The following is an 18,683-nucleotide window of genomic DNA, read 5'->3' as shown; positions in this document are numbered from 1 at the left end:
CTGATGAACCCACAATCATTATTACCGTTGCTGAAAATTGAAGCGCTTAGCAAATCATTTTCAGGTAATAAAATTATAGATGATGTTTCCTTCGCGGTTCGTCCCTCGGAGGTGATTGGCATCATTGGCCGCAGCGGCGCGGGTAAATCCACCCTGCTGCGTTGCCTGAACATGCTTGAAGTCCCGGATAGTGGGCATATCTGGCTGGGTGAGGAAGAAATAGGCTTTCACGGCGCGCAGAGAAAACAGGTCACACAGCGCACATTAGCGCGCCAGCGTGCCTCAATGACGATGGTATTCCAGCACTTTAATCTGTGGCCACACCGCAGTGTATTGCAGAATATTATTGAAGGTCCGGTACAGGTCCTGGGCGTGCCGCGTAAAAAAGCCATCGAAAAAGCCATGGCGCTGCTCACGCGTATGGGCCTGCAAGAAAAAGCCGGAGACTTCCCGGTTCAACTTTCAGGCGGTCAGCAGCAGCGGGTATCTATCGCCCGCGCCCTGGCTATGGCGCCGCAAGTGATCCTGTTCGACGAACCGACTTCCGCACTCGATCCGGAATCTGTCGGGGAGGTGCTGTCCGTTATTTCCGAACTGGCGGCCAGCGGCACCACCATGCTGGTGGTTACCCATGAAATGCGTTTTGCCCTGCAGGTCTGTAGCCGGCTGCTGTTGATGGATAATGGCAAACTGGTGGAAGAAGCATCCCCGCAGGAGATCTGGTCACGACCGCCCGATGCCCCTATCCGACGCTTTATGACGCTGTCCGGCGTAACGGCAGAGGAGCTGCGCTAATGTCATATCACTGGGATTTCTCAATACTGTGGCAATATCACGCGGTTTTGCTGGAAGGGATATTGACCACTTTTAAAATTGTGCTGGCCTCAGTCACGTTAAGCATTCTTGGCGGAGCGCTGCTGGCCCCGTTGCGCGGCGCGTCCAGGGCGGTCATCCGCTTACCCACCCAGGGGTTGATTGAGATTGTGCGTTCAATCCCCCCTCTGGTGCTGATTGTCTGGGCCTACTACTGTCTGCCCATTTTGTTCGGCCTGACCCTCTCCTCGTATCTGACCTGTGTCCTGGCCATCTCATTATATGGCAGCGTATTTTTCGCTGAAATATTTCGCTCTGGTATGCAATCGGTCGATCATGGTCTGGTCGAAGCGGGCCTGTCGGTGGGGATGTCACCGCTGAAAGTATTAGTTCGCATTACCGGGCCGGTTGCCTTTTTGCGAATTCTACCGGCGTTTGTCAGTCAGTGCGTGATGTCGGTTAAGAATTCCGTGCTGGCGAGTTATATCGCAACGGGTGAGATCCTCTATCAAGGGCAACGGCTGAGTACCGCCACCTTCCGCCCTCTGGAAACACTGACTTTTGTGGCGCTGTTTTTCGTCGCCACCATTCTTCCGCTGTCACTGCTGGCAAGCTATGCCGAGCGCCGGATCCGCAGCCGCTACTTCAAACGTTGAGTAACCATGACTATTTCCGCAACACGCCAGCTGGTCAATTTTGCCAGTACCTTATCTGCGCCAGCTATCCCGGCTCCCCTTCGGCGCAAAATTCGACTGCATTTACTGGATGCTCTGGCCTGCGGTTGGGCGGCCAGTGGCCACCGGGTCAGCGAACCGATGATACGCGCCTCCCGGCTATTTGGCGGAAACGGTCACTGTAGCGTCTTCGGTGAGTCCGGTTTCAGCCCATCGGCGGCCGCGTTCGCGAACGCCGCCATGATAAACGGCCTGGATCACGATGACGGTGTGGAGATCGACGGCAAAGGGCTCGGCCATCCGGGGGCCACGCTGGTTGCCGCCGCGATGGTTGCGCTTGACCTCAATCCTGAGCCGGTAGCTCAGGACGTGCTGATTACCACCCTGGCGGCCGGTTTCGAGGTGAATAACCGGCTCATCCACGCCATCCAGCCTTCGGCAGAACGCTTCAGCCAGGTCTACGGCGTGGCGCAGCATCAATCTATCGGCGCAGCCGTGGTAGCCGGTCGGTTGTTGGGGTTAAACCCTGAGCAATTACATCACGCAGTGGGCCTGGCCGCCGCGTTAACACCGCTCCCCAGCCTGCACCAGTATAACTGGCGACAACGACCGCTGTTGTCGCTCAAAGATGCCGTGGCGCCCGCCGCGCAAGCCGCCGTGCAGGCGGTGATAATGGCGCAGCAAGGCCTCAGCGGCAGCCTTGACGTACTCGATGGCGAACAGGGCTTCTGGCGGATGATTGGCTCTGACCAGTTCGCGCCAGACAGGTTGACCGACGATCTCGGCAGCCACTGGTACGCTGGCTACGGTAGCTTTAAGCGATATCCCGCCTGCCGCTGGCTGGCCTGCGCGCTGGAATGTATGGAGGGCATTATGCAGCAGACCGGCTGGTCCGTTGCGGATCTCCGCACCATTGAGGTACAAAGCTTCCCCCGCCTGGTCAATGATATGATGGACTACCGGCCGCAAACGGTGACCGACGCGCAGTTCAGCCTGCCGTGGACGCTGGCAGCGGTCGCCGCTGGCCTGCCACCTGGTGCCGACTGGTATACAGAAGACAATATGCAAAACCCAGCCTTGCTGGCGGTGGCGGATAAAGTCACGGCCACTGTCACACCTGAATTTACACAACGAATGAACGGTCCGGCACGCCAGCCTGGCGCGCGCGTTGTGGTCACAAACAGCCGTGGTGAACGTGCAGTGCAGGAACGCTACAAACCCCTGGGCAGCGCCGAACGCCCGCTTAGCGATGGCGAAATTATTGCCAAAGCGCGGCGAAATTTGCCCGGACATAAGATAAAGGTTAACGAACTGCTTACGAGCGTGATGGAGGAGGAAACGGCTCGGTATTACTCCTCTTCGGCAGACCTGATGGGCTTTTCGCTACCGGCGTAGCAAGGGTTGCCTGACATCATCAGGCAACCACGACCGGTTAGTGCTTGGTTATATACTCACCATGTAACATCATGTCTGATAGTGGTTTTTTCTTACCCTTAGAAACCCATACCGTCTTTTTTACCGTAGACAAAAAGTTTTCTGTTTTGTGATCTAGCAACGGTTCCAACGAGTCGCTTTAATCCACAGAGACAGCGTCACGGATACCTTCCATTTCCGACCAAAACCGAAATGCATCATCACGAATAAATGGACAAATAATACCAAAATGCCCCGTTGTTCTCTCAACCCAGGAATAAACGCCAAAAAAGCCGAGACCCGAATTGCGGGAGCCGTTCCTCTCGTATCCCAGACTCACACCAGTTACCCAGCGCGTAATGGACATCAACCAGAATATTATTCCCCGTCGATGTCATTACTACACCAGGAGTTTGATCTGCCAACATTTCATTGATGGAATCTGGCGAGAGAATACGTTAACCCGCAAACATCCCATTCTGAGCGATCATACTCAGAAAATTGAGATAATCCTCCGCCGTACTGACCGCCCCGCCCTTCAAAACTGGATTCAGGATCTCCTCCACAGGCACATCATTAGCTCGATCCCTTCGCGGATGCATCCATTGGGTTCGCATCATCCCCAACGGTCCGGCTAATTTCTCCTGGAATACCTGACTCTAGCATTTCCCTGTAATCACCTCAACAACAGCGCCAACTACCTGAAAACCCGGATCACCATAGGCAAAAACTTTTCCAGGACGGCTAATCAGAGGGCGCTGCATAAACTCCTGCGCCGACTGTACTAACGTAATGCGATGATCCTGAGCAAACTCATAGAACTCCTCTTACGTACCGGCAAGACCTGAAGTCTGAGATAAAAGCTGACGTAGAGTTAGTTCATCAGCAATTTTCGGAAACGCTGGCAGCCAACGTGAAACAGGCTGATCCAAGGATAATTTTCCCTCATCCACAAGAGCCATCACCGTAGCCGCAGTCAGAAACTTTGATGCAGAAGCTATCGGATACTGAGTATTGGGCTTCTGGCCACCAAAATTTACGAGAGAAACAATCTTGTCCTTAAAACCAATACCAAAACTGAAAGCACCCGCGCCTTTACCCATCATGCTTTTTGCAATGTTCAAGGCTGTTGTAGGGAGAAGGGAACCATGAACTAACATATAATCCAATTTTACAACCTTTGAATCAGGGCTGCTCATATCATTCGGTTTCATATTTTAGCACTTTCCCCTAAGGTATATTAATAATATGATGCCTGTTCTTTATTAACAGCTAAAACAAGATCATTGGAAGAAAGTAATTCGTGTTGCAATCAATTATGATCAATCATATCCATTAACATCTCCCCATAGCGCATCTGACTCGCACTGAATTGCATGCGCCGTTCTTACCATATCTGCCAAATTTGGAAGCACGCCAGTAAGCCCCAACTCCGCAGCTACCAATTGCCCTGTAATGATTGCTAATGTCTGGCGATCAAGATCTTCGTTTGTCACCGCTTGTGGGGGAGGAACAAAATCAGAAGTAGAGATATTTTCGATTTCCATCGTCATTGCCTCTTTCAGACCTGGCTATGATTTTGCCTGTCATAATCGAGAGCATCTAATGTATTGGTGCCACTTTATCTATGGCACCTAAAATAAAACCGGTCACCACATGGCAAAATGCATACGTCCTCTTCCAGGGATAGATCATCAACTGAAATATTTACTTAAAGAGCTCTAATAATTACCGAACAGCTCCTTCGGCGCTGATCCCTGCCACGGTATTTCTTATCAACTTCAGGAGGTCAGCAATGAGAACCTCAACGTCCCCTGCGTCTTAGTTTAATCTGCACATTAACGGTCTGGGCTATCTCAGCCGCATCCGCGACGTGCAGCCTAAAAAAGGCGACAGCTTCCTCGCGTACGCCATTGCGGCACTGAACAGCCCCACCACCAAACCGGAATATCACTATTTTGATGTTCGGGTTTCAGGCGATGAGGCGCAACATCTGATCCGTCGCTGCAATGATGCCGTGGACGCCGGGAAAAAAGTGCTAATTGGCTTTCGTCTCGGCGACTTGTGGACCGATATTTATTCCCATACCAAAGGGAAGTATGCCGGGAAGCAGGATGTAAGCCTGAAGGCCAGGCTTACCTTTATCCACTGGATTAAAGTCTATGGCGAGCAGGTTTATCAGGCGAAGCCCAAATCATCTGAACAGGCTGAAGATACGTCGCCGGAGGCTCCAGCATCGACTGCATATCCAGATTCAACGCCCTACATGTGGTGACAGTCAGGCTCCTTTGGGAGCCTGCTTTTTTAATATATCTTCTGCACTTTCAATAGGATAACGGGTATAACTGCCATCTTTCTTACAAACCACAGCAGTCACATGAACAGCATTATTTTCAATATATATCGCTCTATAATTATTTGGTGTGTCCATGAGATATCTGGCTTCTCTACCTAATTCTGGAATAATCCAGTATTTATCATTACATTGAAAAGAGCTTCTGGTATCATAACGGTAAACTTCTTTCGCCACAGCATTAAACAATCCACCAGCGCTAATGAAATAGGAAGTATAACCGATAATTAAAAAAACACCTGACAGACAAAGAATTGATGTATGCACCATCGAAGGTATTTTAATTTTTTTAACCCGCGATGAATCAGTTACCGCCCCTATAGCCATACAGCTAAAATATGAAGCAATCACAAAAAATGGGATGGAAAATAAGATTGAAAAAGCCCACCCAACATAAGCGATTTTAGAAACACTAATATCAAAGAATTCATTGACAAAACCATTCGTAAACATCTTTGAAATAAACAGTATGATTGAACACAAAATTAAAAGAGCTCGATTTATTTTTTTAACAGTATTTTCTTGCAGCCTTGACATGCATAAAAAATAATAATTCCAAAACAGTAATGAGAAACAAATTGCCGGAACACCAAGCAGGAAAATACCATAATTGAAACCAACACCTGAAATCGCCGTCGCCGCCGCGATAAAAAATATTACGATTAACGTACTTGAAGCACTAATGATTCCTTTCAGTTTACCTTTTCGTCCAGGAAATACACCTCTGAGGCGTTTTCTCTCTGTGCTTGCAAAGGTAGCAGAAGAAAAAAATCTGATAATATATCCGGATATCAACACCATGCTGATAAATGTTATGATAATGAGTAGATCAGTACTTGTACGCTTTCTGGCATAAGCCAGACTGAACATAATGGCTGGCCACCAAATAAAACTTATCCAGAACACAACAGGGACTGAACGAAAAAACTTTCCTATCATTAATTTTCTGCCTTTCCATATGATAATTCAGGTAGTTATAACAGGTGTATCTCCTACACGTCTATCACCCAGACAACAGATAAGTAAAAAGGCTGTGTTAGTCACCACATGGCTAAAAACGACTATCCACTTCCCCCTATTTTCGGCTGTCCGATAGTCACGCAACTGGCAGGATGAGCTCAATTTCCTGTCGGACGCCTCGCCATGAAGAATGACGCTCTGTGTTTACTGTATACTTTTTCACTGTTTATTAGCGGCTGCGCCGTACGCCAGAAACCGTTGCCTGTTTCCGCCAATATCGGTGTAGTCCCCACTACGCCGCAATTTACCGAGCGCCAGCAGCGCTACACCCTAGTAGAACTCAAACCCGAAACCAGCCGGATGAACCTGCAGCTACAGCCCGTCGAAATTAACCTTCTCGATAGTCCTGGTCTCACGATTGGCGCCGCATTGCGCCACACGTTGCGCCAGACGGGCTTTAGTCTGTGTCCCGCCGCCGAACGTTCATTGCTCTATATGCTTCCGCTGCCTGCCATCCACCGACACAGCGGGCGAATACTGCTGACTATTAATTCAAAGCTGTTTTCAGTAGACTATCCGGCTGGGTCTGATCCAGCCACACCGACGCGCTATCGCTCAAGGAATCGCTATGTCAGGCTATCGCAAGCACCGCCCTTTTACTTCTCTTTCACGCCGTTGTCGCCGTAAAAAAGTCATTCTACTTAAGAATCTGATCCGTCAGGAGCATCACCGCTGTGGCGGCATATACTACGACGCATGCGGCATTTCCCCTTTCTGCGATGAACCCGATCGCATTTGGGGATGGAGCGATGTCTACTTTACGGGATTAGATCCCGCCGTTCTTTGGAACGCGGAAATTATCACAGTGCAAACAGCGTTTAACGATGCCGTCCACGCCCGAGCATTTGATGAAGCCCGTGAGTTGCTGAGCAAAAAAGAACGTGAAAATGAATTCCGAATGGAAACCAGACACAATTACGACGCAAAAGGAAAAATTCTAAGCCACACAATGATATTCCGAGAACCCAGTAAATATGTCATGTTTGGCAACCTGACTTTTTCACAGTATGTTCATAAACGCGAGCAGGAGATAGCTCATGACGATCCGCCCATAATTCACTGCTGTTATCGTTTTTTACCCAACTATGCTTATGGACTGGGGTTGCAGATGATTATTGACGCTCCGTCGTTAAGCCAACAGATCATTGAAGCAGCTATTTCTGATTTTCGTTTACGCGGTGAGTGTGAATGGCATTCACCCAAGCCTGTTTCGGTTGAAATGCTGAGGTTGTTTGACAGAGAGGAAGGAATCTGAAATTGCGATAAACGGGCGGCATCGTTTCATCTTTCCGCCCGGAGCCCTCCTCTGTCTGACAAGTTGCGCGCTGACGATTTGCTGCAAACTTTTGCCTGTGTATCTCTCACGTTTTTTCCAGACCTTTCATCATCCCCGCGTCACGCTCAATTAAGTCGGGGTATTTCTGACGTGCGTCTGGCCAAGCTTCCACCTCATCCCGGTTCCAGGCAACAACGCGTGGCGTCAGTGAGAAGCGTTTAGGAAAATCGCCATCTTTTCCCTGCTTATCAATAGTATAAAAAGACAACCGCACTAACTTTATCAATTCTTCTTTTCTGAGTGCTGCATGCATGATTCTCTCCAGAAGTTGGTTATCTGTCGTCAAATTCTGTTAAATCCGGCTCACTGTTTTAAGCAACAATAAGCTTTTATCGGCTGCCCTATTCCTGACTCATTTAAATTTCTCAATACACCGGTCAACCATATCCGCCCAGTCCTGCAACATGGATGTCCGTTGCTCTGCGTATTCCGCCTTGTTATACACCGCCAGGACACCCCGCTGTTCATGCGCCAGACATTTTTCGATCCAGTCAGAGTTATACCCTGCTTCGTGCAAAAGCGTGCTGGCCGTCCGACGCAGGTCATGAACTGAAAAGGATTCAAACTCCACGCCCTCTTCCGCTAATTGTTTTAACCCCGAACGAATAGCGGCATTCAGCGCAGCGTCAGATAGCGGGAGTCTGGGGCTAAAACGTCCGGGATGAAGATACTCGGGCCAGGCATAGATGATATTTAACGCAACAAGAATCTCTTGCGCCTGCCGGGAGAGATAAACCCGATGTGGTCGCGACATTTTCATGATAGAGGACGGTGCGCCGCGATCGCGGATTTCTTCGCACAGGATGCGGAGGTCAATATGACTAATCTCCTTGAGGGTTCGCTTACCAAAATGCGGCAGCACTTTTTTATCCATAATAGATAATCTAAGAGCTCTGGTACTTTCAGCAGCATTCCAGGATTTACGCCAGCGTTTCTCAAAATCCCTGAAATAGAGGGCCTCTCTTATTTCCTGCTTTGCCTGCTGCTTTTTAATCGCAGGAGAAACACCCTCTGAAATAAGTTATTTGGCCTTACTTAACATTTCCCGCGCTTCAGCAAGGCTAAGCCCTCCCACGCCAAAACGTCCAAGAGTCAGGGTCTCACGCCGATTATTGATGCGGTAGTCATAGCGAAATGAAACAGAACCAGCGGGAGAGAACAAAACATACAGGCTATCACGGTCAGAAATTTTATAACTTTTATCATTTTATTTCAGACACTTAAGCTCGACATCAGTCAGTATGACGGTATCCTCCGGTGTTTACGATACCGTCGATAAAACACCTGGCTGACGGTATTATACGCAATTTACCGCAACCGCTTTTTGTTGAATACGTCAAAAATACCGTCAGAAAAGTGATGCTTTCTGCTGTGGCGGGAGATGGTCAGAAAGAGAGACTGGCGCTTTAAGCCGCGCCAGCTCTGGGTTTATCCGTGGTTACCTTGCGTTATTAACAGGAGGCCAGTACCGGTTAGTGCTTCACGATATACATGGTACGACTGTAGGCCACATCTTCCGGGTTGGTGATCGGGTAGCCTTTCAGCCACGGCTTAATCAGCCGGCCGTTAGTGTACTGGTAGATCGGCGCAATCGGCGCTTTGACCATAATGTTCTTCTCCGCCGCGTTGTAATCGTCGTTACGCGCTTTGGCCGAATTCTCCACCGCCGCCTGGGCGAGGATTTTGTCGTACGCCGGATCGTTAAAGCGGGAGATATTTCCGCTGTGGGTGGAGGTCAGTAGCGACAGGAAGGTGGACGGCTCGTTGTAATCCCCCACCCACGAGGCGCGGATCACGTCGAAATTGCCGGTGTTACGGCTGTCGATATAGGTTTTCCACTCCTGGTTCTGCAGTTTCACCTCCACGCCGAGGTTTTTCTTCCACATCGACGCCACCGCGATGGCAATCTTCTGGTGATTCTCTGAGGTGTTATACAGCAGCGTCAGCTTCAGCGGACGATTCGGGCCATAGCCGGCGGCAGCCAGCAGGGCTTTCGCCTGAGCATTAAGTTCGGCCTGACTCATACTCTCAAACTGCGACGGCTGGGGGGTGAAGCCCGCCGTCACGTCCGGCGTGAAACGCCACGCCGGTTTTTCCCCGGTTCCCAGCACTTTCTCCGCCATCACCCGGCGATCGATGGTCATGCTCAGCGCCAGTCGCACCCGCTCGTCCGCCGTCGGCCCCTTTTGGGTATTAAAGGCGTAATAGTAAGTGCCCAGCTGCGGCGGGGTATAAACCTGCCCCGGAATGTCCTTCAGCAACTTCTGGTACATATTTTTCGGGAAAGATTCGGTGATATCGATATCGCCAGCGAGATAGCGCTTGGTGGCGGCGGACTCCTGGTTGATCGGCACAAAGGTGACCTGCTGGATCACCGTTTTGGCGTTATCCCAGTAGTGCGTGTTCGGCACCAGCACCAGCTTTTCATTCACGACGCGGTCTTTCAGAACATAGGCGCCGTTGCCCACCAGGCTGCCGGGCCGCGTCCAGTTCGCCCCGCTGTCGACATTCGCCTTCTGTACCGGATAGAAGGCAAAGCTGGCGGTCAGGTTGCTGAACCACGGCAGCGGTTTGTCCAGCTGCACCCGCAGGGTGTGGGCATCGACGGCGGTGACCCCCAGGGTCTCCGGCGCGGCTTTGCCGTCAATGATGTTCTGCGCGTTAGCGATCCCCGCCAGCGCCGCGAACCAGGCGAACGGCGAAGTGGTTTTCGGATCCACCAGACGCTGCCAGCTATAGACGAAATCCTCGGCGGTAACCGGCGTGCCGTCGGACCAGCGCGCGTCATCGCGCAGGGTAAAGGTCCAGACGCGGTTATCGTTGCTCTGCCAGCGGGTCGCCACGCCTGGAACCAGGTTGCCTTTCGCATCCTGATTGACTAAACCTTCAAACAGATCGCGGATCACCTGGATTTCCGGCAGGCCCACCGCTTTGGCGGGATCTAACGAGGCGGGTTCATCTTTGATATGGCGTACTAACAGCTGTTTTTCAGCCAGTACCGTACCCGGCGGTACGTCCGCCGCCCAGGCTAAAGAAGATACGCTGGCTAACCACAGCGCGCCGCATGTCAAAGCGACAGGATACTTCATAAGATCCCCTTTAAAATGAAAAAAATACCGCCAACAGAGCGATAATTATTTGTTTCATCACCTGAAATTGCAAACGACATATGATAGAAAATTGATGTGTCGTCGGATTTCACGCCTCAGGGAATGGGTTTGATCCCGACACGCTTTTCGCCAACACTCAATAATAACGACACACAGGAAGCCCTATGTCTATTTCACGTCCTCGTCCGCAGCGCGGCGACTTTCCGCCGGGAACCCGGCAGTACGGCAGCTCGGAACTGGGCGCGCCGTTGTTGTGGTTTCCTGCGCCGCAGGCCGACAGTCGCAGTGGCCTGATTATTGCCGGCACCCACGGTGATGAAAATTCGTCGATTGTGACCCTCTCCTGCGCCCTGCGCACCCTGAAACCCGAGCTGCGCCGTCACCACGTGGTGCTAACGGTCAATCCTGACGGCTGTCAGCTCGGGCTACGCGCCAACGCCCGCGGCGTTGACCTCAACCGTAACTTTCCGGCCGCTAACTGGCGACAAGGGGAAACGGTTTATCGCTGGAACAGCGCGGCAGAGGAACGCGACGTGGTGCTGTTGACCGGCGAGCAGCCGGGTTCGGAGCGGGAGACCCAGGCCCTGTGTCAGTTGATCCATCAGATCCATCCGGCATGGGTGGTCTCCTTTCACGATCCGCTGGCATGTATCGAAGACCCGGGCCACAGCCCGCTGGGGCACTGGCTGGCTAATGCCTTCTCCTTGCCGCTGGTCGGCAGCGTGGGCTACGACACGCCGGGCTCCTTTGGCAGCTGGTGCGCCGATATCGGACTCCCCTGCATCACCGCCGAGTTCCCGCCGGTCTCCGCCGACGAGGCAACGGAGCGTTACCTGCCGGCGATGACCGACCTGCTGCGCTGGCAGGCTTAAAGATGAAGCACGCCGGTGCTGAACCGCAGCGCCGGCTCAACGTCCACCGCCAGCCATGTCGGGCCGTCGAGATCGGCGAAGCGCGCCAGCGGCGCCAGCGGGAGCGCGGCGGCGATCCCGCGCGAGGTGCAGAGCATACAGCCCAGCATCCGTTCAAACCCCTGCCGTTCCGCCTCCTCGGCCAGAGCCAGCGCTTCGGTCAGACCGCCCGTTTTATCCAGTTTGATATTGACCATCTCATAGCGCCCGCGCAGCCTCGGCAGGCTCTCCCGGGTATGGCAGCTCTCGTCGGCGCAAATCGGTAACGGATGAACGAAGTTTTCCAGCGCCGCATCGGCGTCAGCCGGGAGCGGCTGCTCGAGCATCGCCACGCCGAGGTCCGCCAGCAGCTGACAGCGCGCCGCCAGCCCCTCGCTGTGCCAGGACTCATTGGCGTCGACAATCAGGGTGGCCTGCGGCGCCGCCTGACGGATAGCGATTAACCGCTCGCTGATCAGCCGGTCGTCAAGCTTCACTTTCAACAGCTGGGCCCCCTTCTGCCACAACGCCGCGGCGCTGGCTGCCATCTGATCCGCCGTACCAATCACCACCGTTTGGGCGGTGATCACCCGGTTGGGTAACGCCACACCCAGCAGCTGAGGCAAGGTTTTGCCTTCGCGCCGCGCCTGCAGATCCCACAGCGCGCAGTCAACGGCATTGCGCGCGGCGCCTGCCGGCAGCAGCCGCTGCAGCTGTTCGCGGGTGAGACCCGCTTCCAGTTGCTCGCCGATCGCCATCACCTGGGCCATGACCGAAGCGATGCTCTCGCCATAGCGGGGATAAGGTGTGCATTCGCCCACCCCTTTCACACCGTCCTCCTCCAGTTCCACCACCACCACTTTTGCCTCGCTGCGGCTGCCGCGGGCGATCACAAAAGGGGTATGTAGCGGCCAGGCTTCCTCATACACTCGCACGTTGCGCATTCCCTTGTCCTCTCTGGTCAATGTTAAATAGGGTTTGCCGTGTAGCTGGCGGATGTCATACACTACTCGTGACGTTAACTATATGTAAACAGGAAGATAACCATGTCACAAACCGTGCATTTCCAGGGCAACCCCGTTTCTGTTCAGGGCACCATTCCGCAGGCAGGCGCTAAAGCGCAGCCGTTTACGCTGGTCGCCAAAGATCTCTCTGACGTCGCGCTGAGCCAGTACGCCGGCAAACGTAAAGTACTGAATATTTTCCCGAGCATTGATACCGGCGTGTGTGCCGCATCAGTGCGTAAATTCAACCAGCTGGCCGCTGAACTGGACAACACCGTGGTGCTGTGCATTTCCGCTGACCTGCCGTTCGCCCAGTCCCGCTTCTGCGGCGCGGAAGGCCTGAGCAACGTGGTGACCCTTTCCACGCTGCGCGGCGCGTCGTTCCTCGCTGACTACGGTGTCGCCATCGCCGCCGGTCCGCTGGCTGGCCTGGCCGCTCGCGCTGTGGTCGTTATCGATGAAAACGATCAGGTCGTCTACAGCCAGCTGGTGAACGAAATCACCGAAGAGCCGGACTACGACGCCGCGCTGGCCGCTCTGAAAGCCTGATAACAGAGTGCCCGGGCGCATCGCGCCTGCGGACATTCTCTTTGCTCAGCCCCCGCTCTGCGGGGGCTTTTTATTGCCGTGGCGCATAGCGGGAGATAGCCCGTGCCATCGCCGGGCCGGTCAGTAAAATGGTAAACAGTCGCAGCGTCTGTAGCGCCATAATGAACGACATATCCGCCCGGGTGCCGGCGGCGATAATCGCCACCGTGTCCAGCCCGCCTGGGCTGGTGGCCAGATAGGCGGTCATAAAGTCCATCTGCAAAATGTGAGTCAGGCCGAGGGCCATCAGGGCGCACATCATGATCAGCCCGAGAATAGAGGCGATAATCTGCGGCAGCGTCTTCAGCGCCAGCAGAAAAATGGCTTTATTAAACTGGAGCCCCACCGTCCAGCCCAGCACCGCATAGGCCATCGCCAGCAGCCACTCCGGCAGCTCCAGCATCACCCAACCGCTGCCCTGCGCGAGTGCGCCGAGCAGCATCGGCAACAGCATGGCCCCGGAGGGGATGCGCAGCCGCATGCCCAGCCAACAGGCTAGCGCCGTCAGCAGCAGCGTGAAAGGGAAATTCAGGGTCAACGATGGAAACCAGACAATATCCTGAGTCATTTCCTGCGCTTCATTGCCCAATGCATAACGCACCACCAGCGCCGCCGCGCCGACGACAAACAGCACTCGCAGATACTGCATCAGCGCCACCAGCCGCACATCGGCCCCGTACTCCTGGGCCATCACCACCATTGCCGACGCGCCGCCGGGAGAGCTTCCCCAGGCGCCAGTGGCGCCCGGCAGCGCGCTATAGCGGACCAGTAGCCAGCCGGTGAGGCCGCTAATCGCCAGGGTGGTCAACAGGATCGCCAGTACCAGCGCCCAGTTGTTGAACAGCACACCAAAAACAGAGGGGTTGATCGCCCGGGCAATCATGCAGCCGACAATGGCCTGCGCCGCCAGGTAACAGGGGCGGGGAAGCTGCAGCGTCACCCCGCGCAGGCTGAAGATGATGCCGGCGATTAGCGGCCCCAGCAGCAGCGCCGCCGGAAGATGAAGGCGTAACAGCAGCGAGGAGAAGAGAACAGAGAGCAGCAGCAATGCCAGCCATTGCCCGATCGCGCGACGCGACGCCAAGATGCACCACCCCGGAAAAAGGATTAAAAAACCAGTATATACAGGTTTGGCCCGCTTTGCAGGCCAGGATGCCGGCAACGAGGGTCGCCGGCCTGGCGGGATTATTCGTCGCCCTTTTTCTGACTCAGACCATATTCACGCAGCTTATTGGCGATGGCGGTATGCGACACCCCCAGCCGCTTCGCCAGCTTACGGGTGCTGGGGTAGCTGCGATAGAGCTGGGTCAGCACCGAGCGCTCAAAGCGGCGGGTGATGTCGTCCAGCGACCCTTCCATCGCCTCCTCGCCCACTGGCAGCGACGCGACGTCATGGTCCGGCAGCAGAATGTCCTGTGGGCGCAGCTCGAATCCCTCCAGCTGGGTCAGTGCGCGATAGACGGCATTCTTCAACTGGCGAACGTTGCCGGGCCAGCTGTAGCGGGTGAGCACCGTACTGAGATCGGCGGAGAGCTTTGGCCGCGGGACGCCCTGCTCATCAGCAAAGCGGGCCACGAACAGCTCCGTCAGCGGCATAATGTCCTGCGGGCAGTCGCGCAGCGGCGGCAGATAGAGCGTCAGGACGTTGAGGCGATAGTAGAGATCTTCACGGAACAGCCCTTTCTGCACCAGCTCGACCAGGTTTTTCTGCGTCGCGCAGATCACCCGCACATCGACGTGCACTTCATGATCCTCGCCAACGCGGCGGAAGGTGCCGTCGTTGAGGAAGCGCAGCAGCTTGGTCTGCATTCGCGGCGACATCTCGCCAATTTCATCCAGCAGCACCGAGCCGCCGTTGGCCTGCTCGAAGAAGCCCTTCTTACCCTGCAGCGCGTCGCCAAACAGCTCGCTCTCGACCGCGTCCTCGGGAATGGAGCCGCAGTTGAGCGCCAGATAGGGTTTGCCCGCCCGCGGACTGGCCAGATGGCAGGCATGGGCCAGCAGATCTTTGCCGGTGCCGGTGTCGCCGACAATCAGCAGCGGCGCGCTGAGCATCGCCAGCTTGCGCGCTTGCTCCACCACGTGGCGCATTTTCGGCCCCACCGCGAGGATCTGGCTGAAGGCGCTGGTGTCCTGGCTGGTCATGGTCTGCAGCTGACGTCCCATCCGCACGGTTGAGCGCAGCATCGCCACGGCGCCGGTCAGCACCCGCTCGTTATGCTCCCCTTCCAGATAGACCGGAGTCACTTCCAGCAGGTAATTCTGACCATTCACCACCACATGTTCCGCATGCGTCTCCAGCGGGCTGCTCTCCAGCCAGCGCTGAACGTTAAAATCGGCGATCAGCTGGGCCACCGGATGGTTACGCAGCTTCGCCTGGCTTTGACCAAACAGCAGACAACTGGCGGGGTTGGCCAGTTCCACCTTGCCTTTGGTATCCAGCGACAGCACCGGCTCCGGCATCGCCACCAGCAGGGCGCTGAGCGCCAGGTGTTCACGCTCCGATGGCATCCACGGCACGGTGCGCACATCTGTCACGCCGGCGATACGACGGATCTCTGCCATCAGGCTGCTGAACGTGGCGAACTCCAGTTCGGCAAAATTGAGGTAAATTCGGCCAATAGGGTCAATATCGATACCACGTAGATCAATGCCGCGCAGCACCAGCAAATCAAGCAATTCACGAGTCAGACCGAGGCGGTCTTCACAAAAGACTTCAAGACGCATGGGAGTGTTCACCCTAAAAGTGCCAATGACGGGAGAATAATAGGACAGGAATGGGTTTTCGGGAAGCTAACTGTCAACAATTATTGACAGCATGGCGGAAAAATGGGCGTTGTGCCGTAAAGTCAGGCGGTCAGTGGCTAAATGACCGCCTCGGCGAGCCGGGATCCGGCATGCCCTGTAGGCCGGGCAAGGCGAAGCCACCGCCCGGCAATGTCTTTCAGCGGGGATCAGTTCTCCGGGCGGGTTTTGCTTTTCTGCAGGGTCTCTTTCAGCTGCCCAATCAGCTCGCGACGAAAATCGCCGAGCCGCGGTTTATCATCGGCGATCCACGGCAGTGGGCGGCACAGCTCCATTGCCTTGATCCCGAGACGGGCGGTCAGCAGTCCGGCGCCGATGCCCTGCGCGGCGCGCGCCGACAGCCGGGCCGCCAGATCCTGCGACATCCAGTCCATCCCCACCTCGCGCACCAGTTCGCTGGCGCCAGCGAAAGCGATATTCAGCAACACCAGGCGAAACAGTCGCAGACGGCTGTAATACCCGAGCTCAATGCCGTACAACGTGGCAATTCGGTTGATCAGCCGCAGGTTACGCCAGGCGATAAACGCCATATCCACCAGCGCCAGCGGGCTGACGGCAATCATCAGCGTCGACTCCGCCGCCGAACGGCTGATTTCCCGCCGCGCCTGGGCATCCAGCACCGGCTGCACCAGCTGCGCATAAAGGCTCACCACTTCACGATCGCTTTGCGTTTCGTGGATAGCAGCATACCAGCGCTGCAGCGCCGGATGCGACTGATCCAGACCCGCCTGCTGCGCCAGTTTCTCGCAAAAGGCTTTGGCTTTACCGACCGCGTGACTGTGCAGCATATCGCGCGCTTCATCGCGTTCGTGGGCGCGCTGGCGCAGTCGCCACAGGCGGCGCCATTCGGTAGCTACCGATCCGACGCCGGCGCCGACGATCAGCGCCCCAGCGACGCAGCCGCCCAGCGCAATCCAGTCCTGGGTCTGCCAGGCGTTGGCCGTCCACTGCACGCCTTGCACCACGACGCTGACGCCGAAGATCGCCAGTCCGGCGCTGACCATCCGCCGCCACAGGCTGCGTTTGGGTCGCAGGACTGACTCTACCACCGCTTCCGCCGCCCCCTCTTCCTCTTCGCCGGTCACCAGTCGCGCTGGCGCGAAGTTGTCCGCCTCAAGGCGGTCGAAGGCACGGGCGCTTTTCAGCGGCGGTATTTTTTCCGCTTGCAGCGGGCCATCAAAATCAATCCGCGGTTTTAAGGGTTCGCTCATCGCAGTTTATCTCCAATCAAAAATTCCAGCGCCGCGTCGAGGCGAATGTGCGGCAAAGGCCGATCGACATCCATGATCTGCGGACGAAAGTTTTCAAACTGAAATCCCTGCTGCTGCCAGAAGGCCTGGCCCGGCAGGCGCGCGGGTACCTCGCCAGGATAGATGGTCAACGGCTGGCCATCGCTCAGCCGATCGCCGCGCAGGGCGGGAATTTTCTCGCCATTCACCTCAATCAGCCCGCTCTGAGTCGCCTGAATGGACGCCAGCCCCAGGCAATCCATACTGATCCCCTCAAAGGCGGCGTTCTGCCACGCATCCTGAATCAACTGCTGCAGGAGCGACACCATATTGCTGTGCTGATCGACCGTGACGTGATCGGCTTTGGTGGCGGCAAACAGCAGCTTGTCGATGACCGGCGAAAACAACCGACGGAACAAGGTGCGCTGCCCGTAATGGAAACTTTGCATTAGCTGGGTCAACGCCAGACGCATATCGTTAAAAGCCTGCGGCCCGCTGTTGAGCGGCTGCAGACAGTCCACCAGCACAATCTGCCGGTCGAAGCGCAGGAAGTGCTCTTTGTAGAACCCCTTCACCACCCTTTCGCAATAGTATTTGTAGCGTTCGCGCAGCATGCCGGCGTTGCTGTGTTTGTCCGCCTGCGCCAGCTTGGCTTCGCCGACGGCGTCGACGTCAGGCCATGGGAAAAACTGCAGCGCCGGCGCACCCGCCATTTCACCGGGCAGAACAAAGCGCCCGGGCTGGATAAAGTGCAACCCTTCGCGCTTACAGGCGTGCAGATAGTCCGTCCAGGCAGCGGCGATATCTGCCAGACGGGCCTCGTCGGCAGGGGCCAGCGGATCCAGCCCGGCGCACAACTGCCGCCAGCGGGCCGACCACTCCGCACGCTGTCCCTGCAGGAGCCCGGTCATCTGTCGTGACCAGCTCAGATAATCCTGTGCCAGCATCGGCAGGTCGAGCAGCCACTCGCCCGGATAGTCGACGATCTCCAGATACAGCGTGGAGGTATCTTTAAAATGGCGCAGCAGGGAGTCATTCGAACGGTAGCGCAGCGCGAGACGGATCTCGCTCACCCCGCGCGTCGGGGTTGGCCACATGGGGGGCTGGCCGTACAGCTGGGCCAGCCCTTCGTCGTAGGTGAATCGGGGAATGCCAAAGTCCCGCTGCGGCACGCGCTTGACGCCGAGCAGCCGCTCTTCGCGTGCGGCGCTCAGCAGGGGCAGGCGGGCGCCCGTGTGGATATTCAATAGTTGATTGACCAGCGCGGTGATAAACGCCGTTTTACCGCTCCGGCTCAGGCCGGTCACCGCCAGACGTAAATGCCGGTCAACCCCGCGGTTGACCAGCGCATTCAATTCAGTTTTCAGTCGCTTCATCGCCAGTCCGTTATGCCCTGAAGGTATGTCTCGTCATCATAAGCTATCTGCCGGGGATAAGCAGGACAACGT

At 55.5% G+C, this 18,683-nt stretch carries 19 protein-coding genes and 1 pseudogene; 8 read left to right on the top strand and 12 right to left on the bottom strand.

Going from position 1 to position 18,683, the window contains the following annotated elements; translation table 11 throughout:
• Nucleotides 1-3: 3 nt before the first annotated feature.
• From CWM58_RS01485 to CWM58_RS01475, 3 genes are read left to right on the top strand one after another with little or no spacing between them, the layout of a single operon-like run.
• Nucleotides 4-795, top strand: a complete 792-nt coding sequence (locus CWM58_RS01485) for an amino acid ABC transporter ATP-binding protein (RefSeq protein WP_012968429.1) — start codon at nt 4-6, stop codon at nt 793-795.
• Nucleotides 795-1,469, top strand: coding sequence for an amino acid ABC transporter permease (locus tag CWM58_RS01480; protein ID WP_063106100.1), 675 nt, complete (start codon nt 795-797; stop codon nt 1,467-1,469). The genes CWM58_RS01485 and CWM58_RS01480 overlap by 1 nt, the downstream gene beginning before the upstream one ends.
• 6 nt (nt 1,470-1,475) lie before the next feature.
• Nucleotides 1,476-2,882: an MmgE/PrpD family protein gene (locus CWM58_RS01475; protein WP_100680030.1), complete on the top strand. Its 1,407-nt coding sequence runs from the start codon at nt 1,476-1,478 to the stop codon at nt 2,880-2,882.
• An 845-nt stretch (nt 2,883-3,727) separates the two neighbouring features.
• Here the strand turns inward: CWM58_RS01475 and CWM58_RS01470 are convergent.
• Nucleotides 3,728-4,114: a serine hydrolase domain-containing protein gene (locus CWM58_RS01470; RefSeq protein ID WP_100680029.1), complete on the bottom strand. Its 387-nt coding sequence runs from the start codon at nt 4,112-4,114 to the stop codon at nt 3,728-3,730.
• Between the two features lie 108 nt (nt 4,115-4,222).
• Nucleotides 4,223-4,447: a hypothetical protein gene (locus CWM58_RS28045; RefSeq protein WP_133122404.1), complete on the bottom strand. Its 225-nt coding sequence runs from the start codon at nt 4,445-4,447 to the stop codon at nt 4,223-4,225.
• 284 nt (nt 4,448-4,731) lie between these two features.
• Here CWM58_RS28045 and CWM58_RS01465 point away from each other — a divergent pair, with 284 nt between their 5' ends.
• Nucleotides 4,732-5,175, top strand: a complete 444-nt coding sequence (locus tag CWM58_RS01465; protein ID WP_227520702.1) for an STY4534 family ICE replication protein — start codon at nt 4,732-4,734, stop codon at nt 5,173-5,175.
• A 3-nt stretch (nt 5,176-5,178) separates the two neighbouring features.
• Here CWM58_RS01465 and CWM58_RS01460 read toward each other — a convergent pair whose 3' ends face one another.
• Nucleotides 5,179-6,192, bottom strand: coding sequence for a hypothetical protein (locus CWM58_RS01460; RefSeq protein WP_100680028.1), 1,014 nt, complete (start codon nt 6,190-6,192; stop codon nt 5,179-5,181).
• A gap of 204 nt (nt 6,193-6,396) precedes the next feature.
• Between CWM58_RS01460 and CWM58_RS29115 the strand changes: the two genes are divergently transcribed.
• Together CWM58_RS29115 and CWM58_RS01450 are read left to right on the top strand one after the other, a co-directional pair.
• A complete protein-coding gene (locus CWM58_RS29115; RefSeq protein ID WP_227520690.1) occupies nt 6,397-6,900 on the top strand; it encodes a hypothetical protein in 504 nt (167 codons plus the stop codon).
• Nucleotides 6,842-7,528 (top strand): hypothetical protein, encoded by a 687-nt coding sequence (locus tag CWM58_RS01450; protein ID WP_100680027.1) that lies wholly within the window; start codon nt 6,842-6,844, stop codon nt 7,526-7,528. The genes CWM58_RS29115 and CWM58_RS01450 overlap by 59 nt, the downstream gene beginning before the upstream one ends.
• A gap of 106 nt (nt 7,529-7,634) precedes the next feature.
• Here CWM58_RS01450 and CWM58_RS01445 read toward each other — a convergent pair whose 3' ends face one another.
• The 4 genes and pseudogenes from CWM58_RS01445 to CWM58_RS28295 form a co-directional block, all read right to left on the bottom strand.
• Nucleotides 7,635-7,862, bottom strand: a complete 228-nt coding sequence (locus tag CWM58_RS01445; RefSeq protein ID WP_100680026.1) for a helix-turn-helix transcriptional regulator — start codon at nt 7,860-7,862, stop codon at nt 7,635-7,637.
• Between the two features lie 99 nt (nt 7,863-7,961).
• Nucleotides 7,962-8,798: pseudogene (locus CWM58_RS01440) on the bottom strand (tyrosine-type recombinase/integrase).
• Nucleotides 8,799-9,081: 283 nt separating this feature from the next.
• A complete protein-coding gene (locus CWM58_RS01435; RefSeq protein WP_100680025.1) occupies nt 9,082-10,698 on the bottom strand; it encodes a peptide ABC transporter substrate-binding protein in 1,617 nt (538 codons plus the stop codon).
• Nucleotides 10,695-10,811, bottom strand: a complete 117-nt coding sequence (locus CWM58_RS28295; RefSeq protein ID WP_012542015.1) for a hypothetical protein — start codon at nt 10,809-10,811, stop codon at nt 10,695-10,697. Before CWM58_RS28295 ends, CWM58_RS01435 begins: the two co-directional genes overlap by 4 nt.
• 72 nt (nt 10,812-10,883) lie before the next feature.
• Here CWM58_RS28295 and mpaA point away from each other — a divergent pair, with 72 nt between their 5' ends.
• On the top strand, nt 10,884-11,591 hold the full coding sequence (gene mpaA, locus CWM58_RS01430) for a murein tripeptide amidase MpaA (protein ID WP_061154878.1): 708 nt from the start codon (nt 10,884-10,886) through the stop codon (nt 11,589-11,591).
• On the opposite strand, the gene ycjG is transcribed toward mpaA, so the two are convergent.
• Nucleotides 11,588-12,553 (bottom strand): L-Ala-D/L-Glu epimerase, encoded by a 966-nt coding sequence (gene ycjG, locus CWM58_RS01425; RefSeq protein WP_074386089.1) that lies wholly within the window; start codon nt 12,551-12,553, stop codon nt 11,588-11,590. The two genes, mpaA and ycjG, sit on opposite strands and share 4 nt — an antisense overlap.
• A gap of 102 nt (nt 12,554-12,655) precedes the next feature.
• Here ycjG and tpx point away from each other — a divergent pair, with 102 nt between their 5' ends.
• Nucleotides 12,656-13,162, top strand: coding sequence for a thiol peroxidase (gene tpx / locus CWM58_RS01420; RefSeq protein WP_008805229.1), 507 nt, complete (start codon nt 12,656-12,658; stop codon nt 13,160-13,162).
• 70 nt (nt 13,163-13,232) lie between these two features.
• On the opposite strand, the gene CWM58_RS01415 is transcribed toward tpx, so the two are convergent.
• The 4 genes from CWM58_RS01415 to CWM58_RS01400 form a co-directional block, all read right to left on the bottom strand.
• Nucleotides 13,233-14,285 (bottom strand): AbrB family transcriptional regulator, encoded by a 1,053-nt coding sequence (locus CWM58_RS01415; RefSeq protein ID WP_162677679.1) that lies wholly within the window; start codon nt 14,283-14,285, stop codon nt 13,233-13,235.
• A 101-nt stretch (nt 14,286-14,386) separates the two neighbouring features.
• Complete coding sequence (gene tyrR, locus CWM58_RS01410) at nt 14,387-15,928, bottom strand: transcriptional regulator TyrR (protein WP_100675703.1); 1,542 nt, start codon at nt 15,926-15,928, stop codon at nt 14,387-14,389.
• A gap of 227 nt (nt 15,929-16,155) precedes the next feature.
• Nucleotides 16,156-17,217 (bottom strand): TIGR01620 family protein, encoded by a 1,062-nt coding sequence (locus CWM58_RS01405; protein WP_100680024.1) that lies wholly within the window; start codon nt 17,215-17,217, stop codon nt 16,156-16,158.
• Complete coding sequence (locus CWM58_RS01400) at nt 17,214-18,611, bottom strand: YcjX family protein (RefSeq protein ID WP_100680023.1); 1,398 nt, start codon at nt 18,609-18,611, stop codon at nt 17,214-17,216. The genes CWM58_RS01405 and CWM58_RS01400 overlap by 4 nt, the downstream gene beginning before the upstream one ends.
• Between the last annotated feature and the right edge of the window lie 72 nt (nt 18,612-18,683).

The sequence above is a fragment of the Klebsiella sp. H-Nf2 genome (genome assembly GCF_002806645.1).
Taxonomy (GTDB): domain Bacteria; phylum Pseudomonadota; class Gammaproteobacteria; order Enterobacterales; family Enterobacteriaceae; genus Klebsiella; species Klebsiella variicola.
This window is presented reverse-complemented; position numbering and strand designations above follow the sequence as displayed.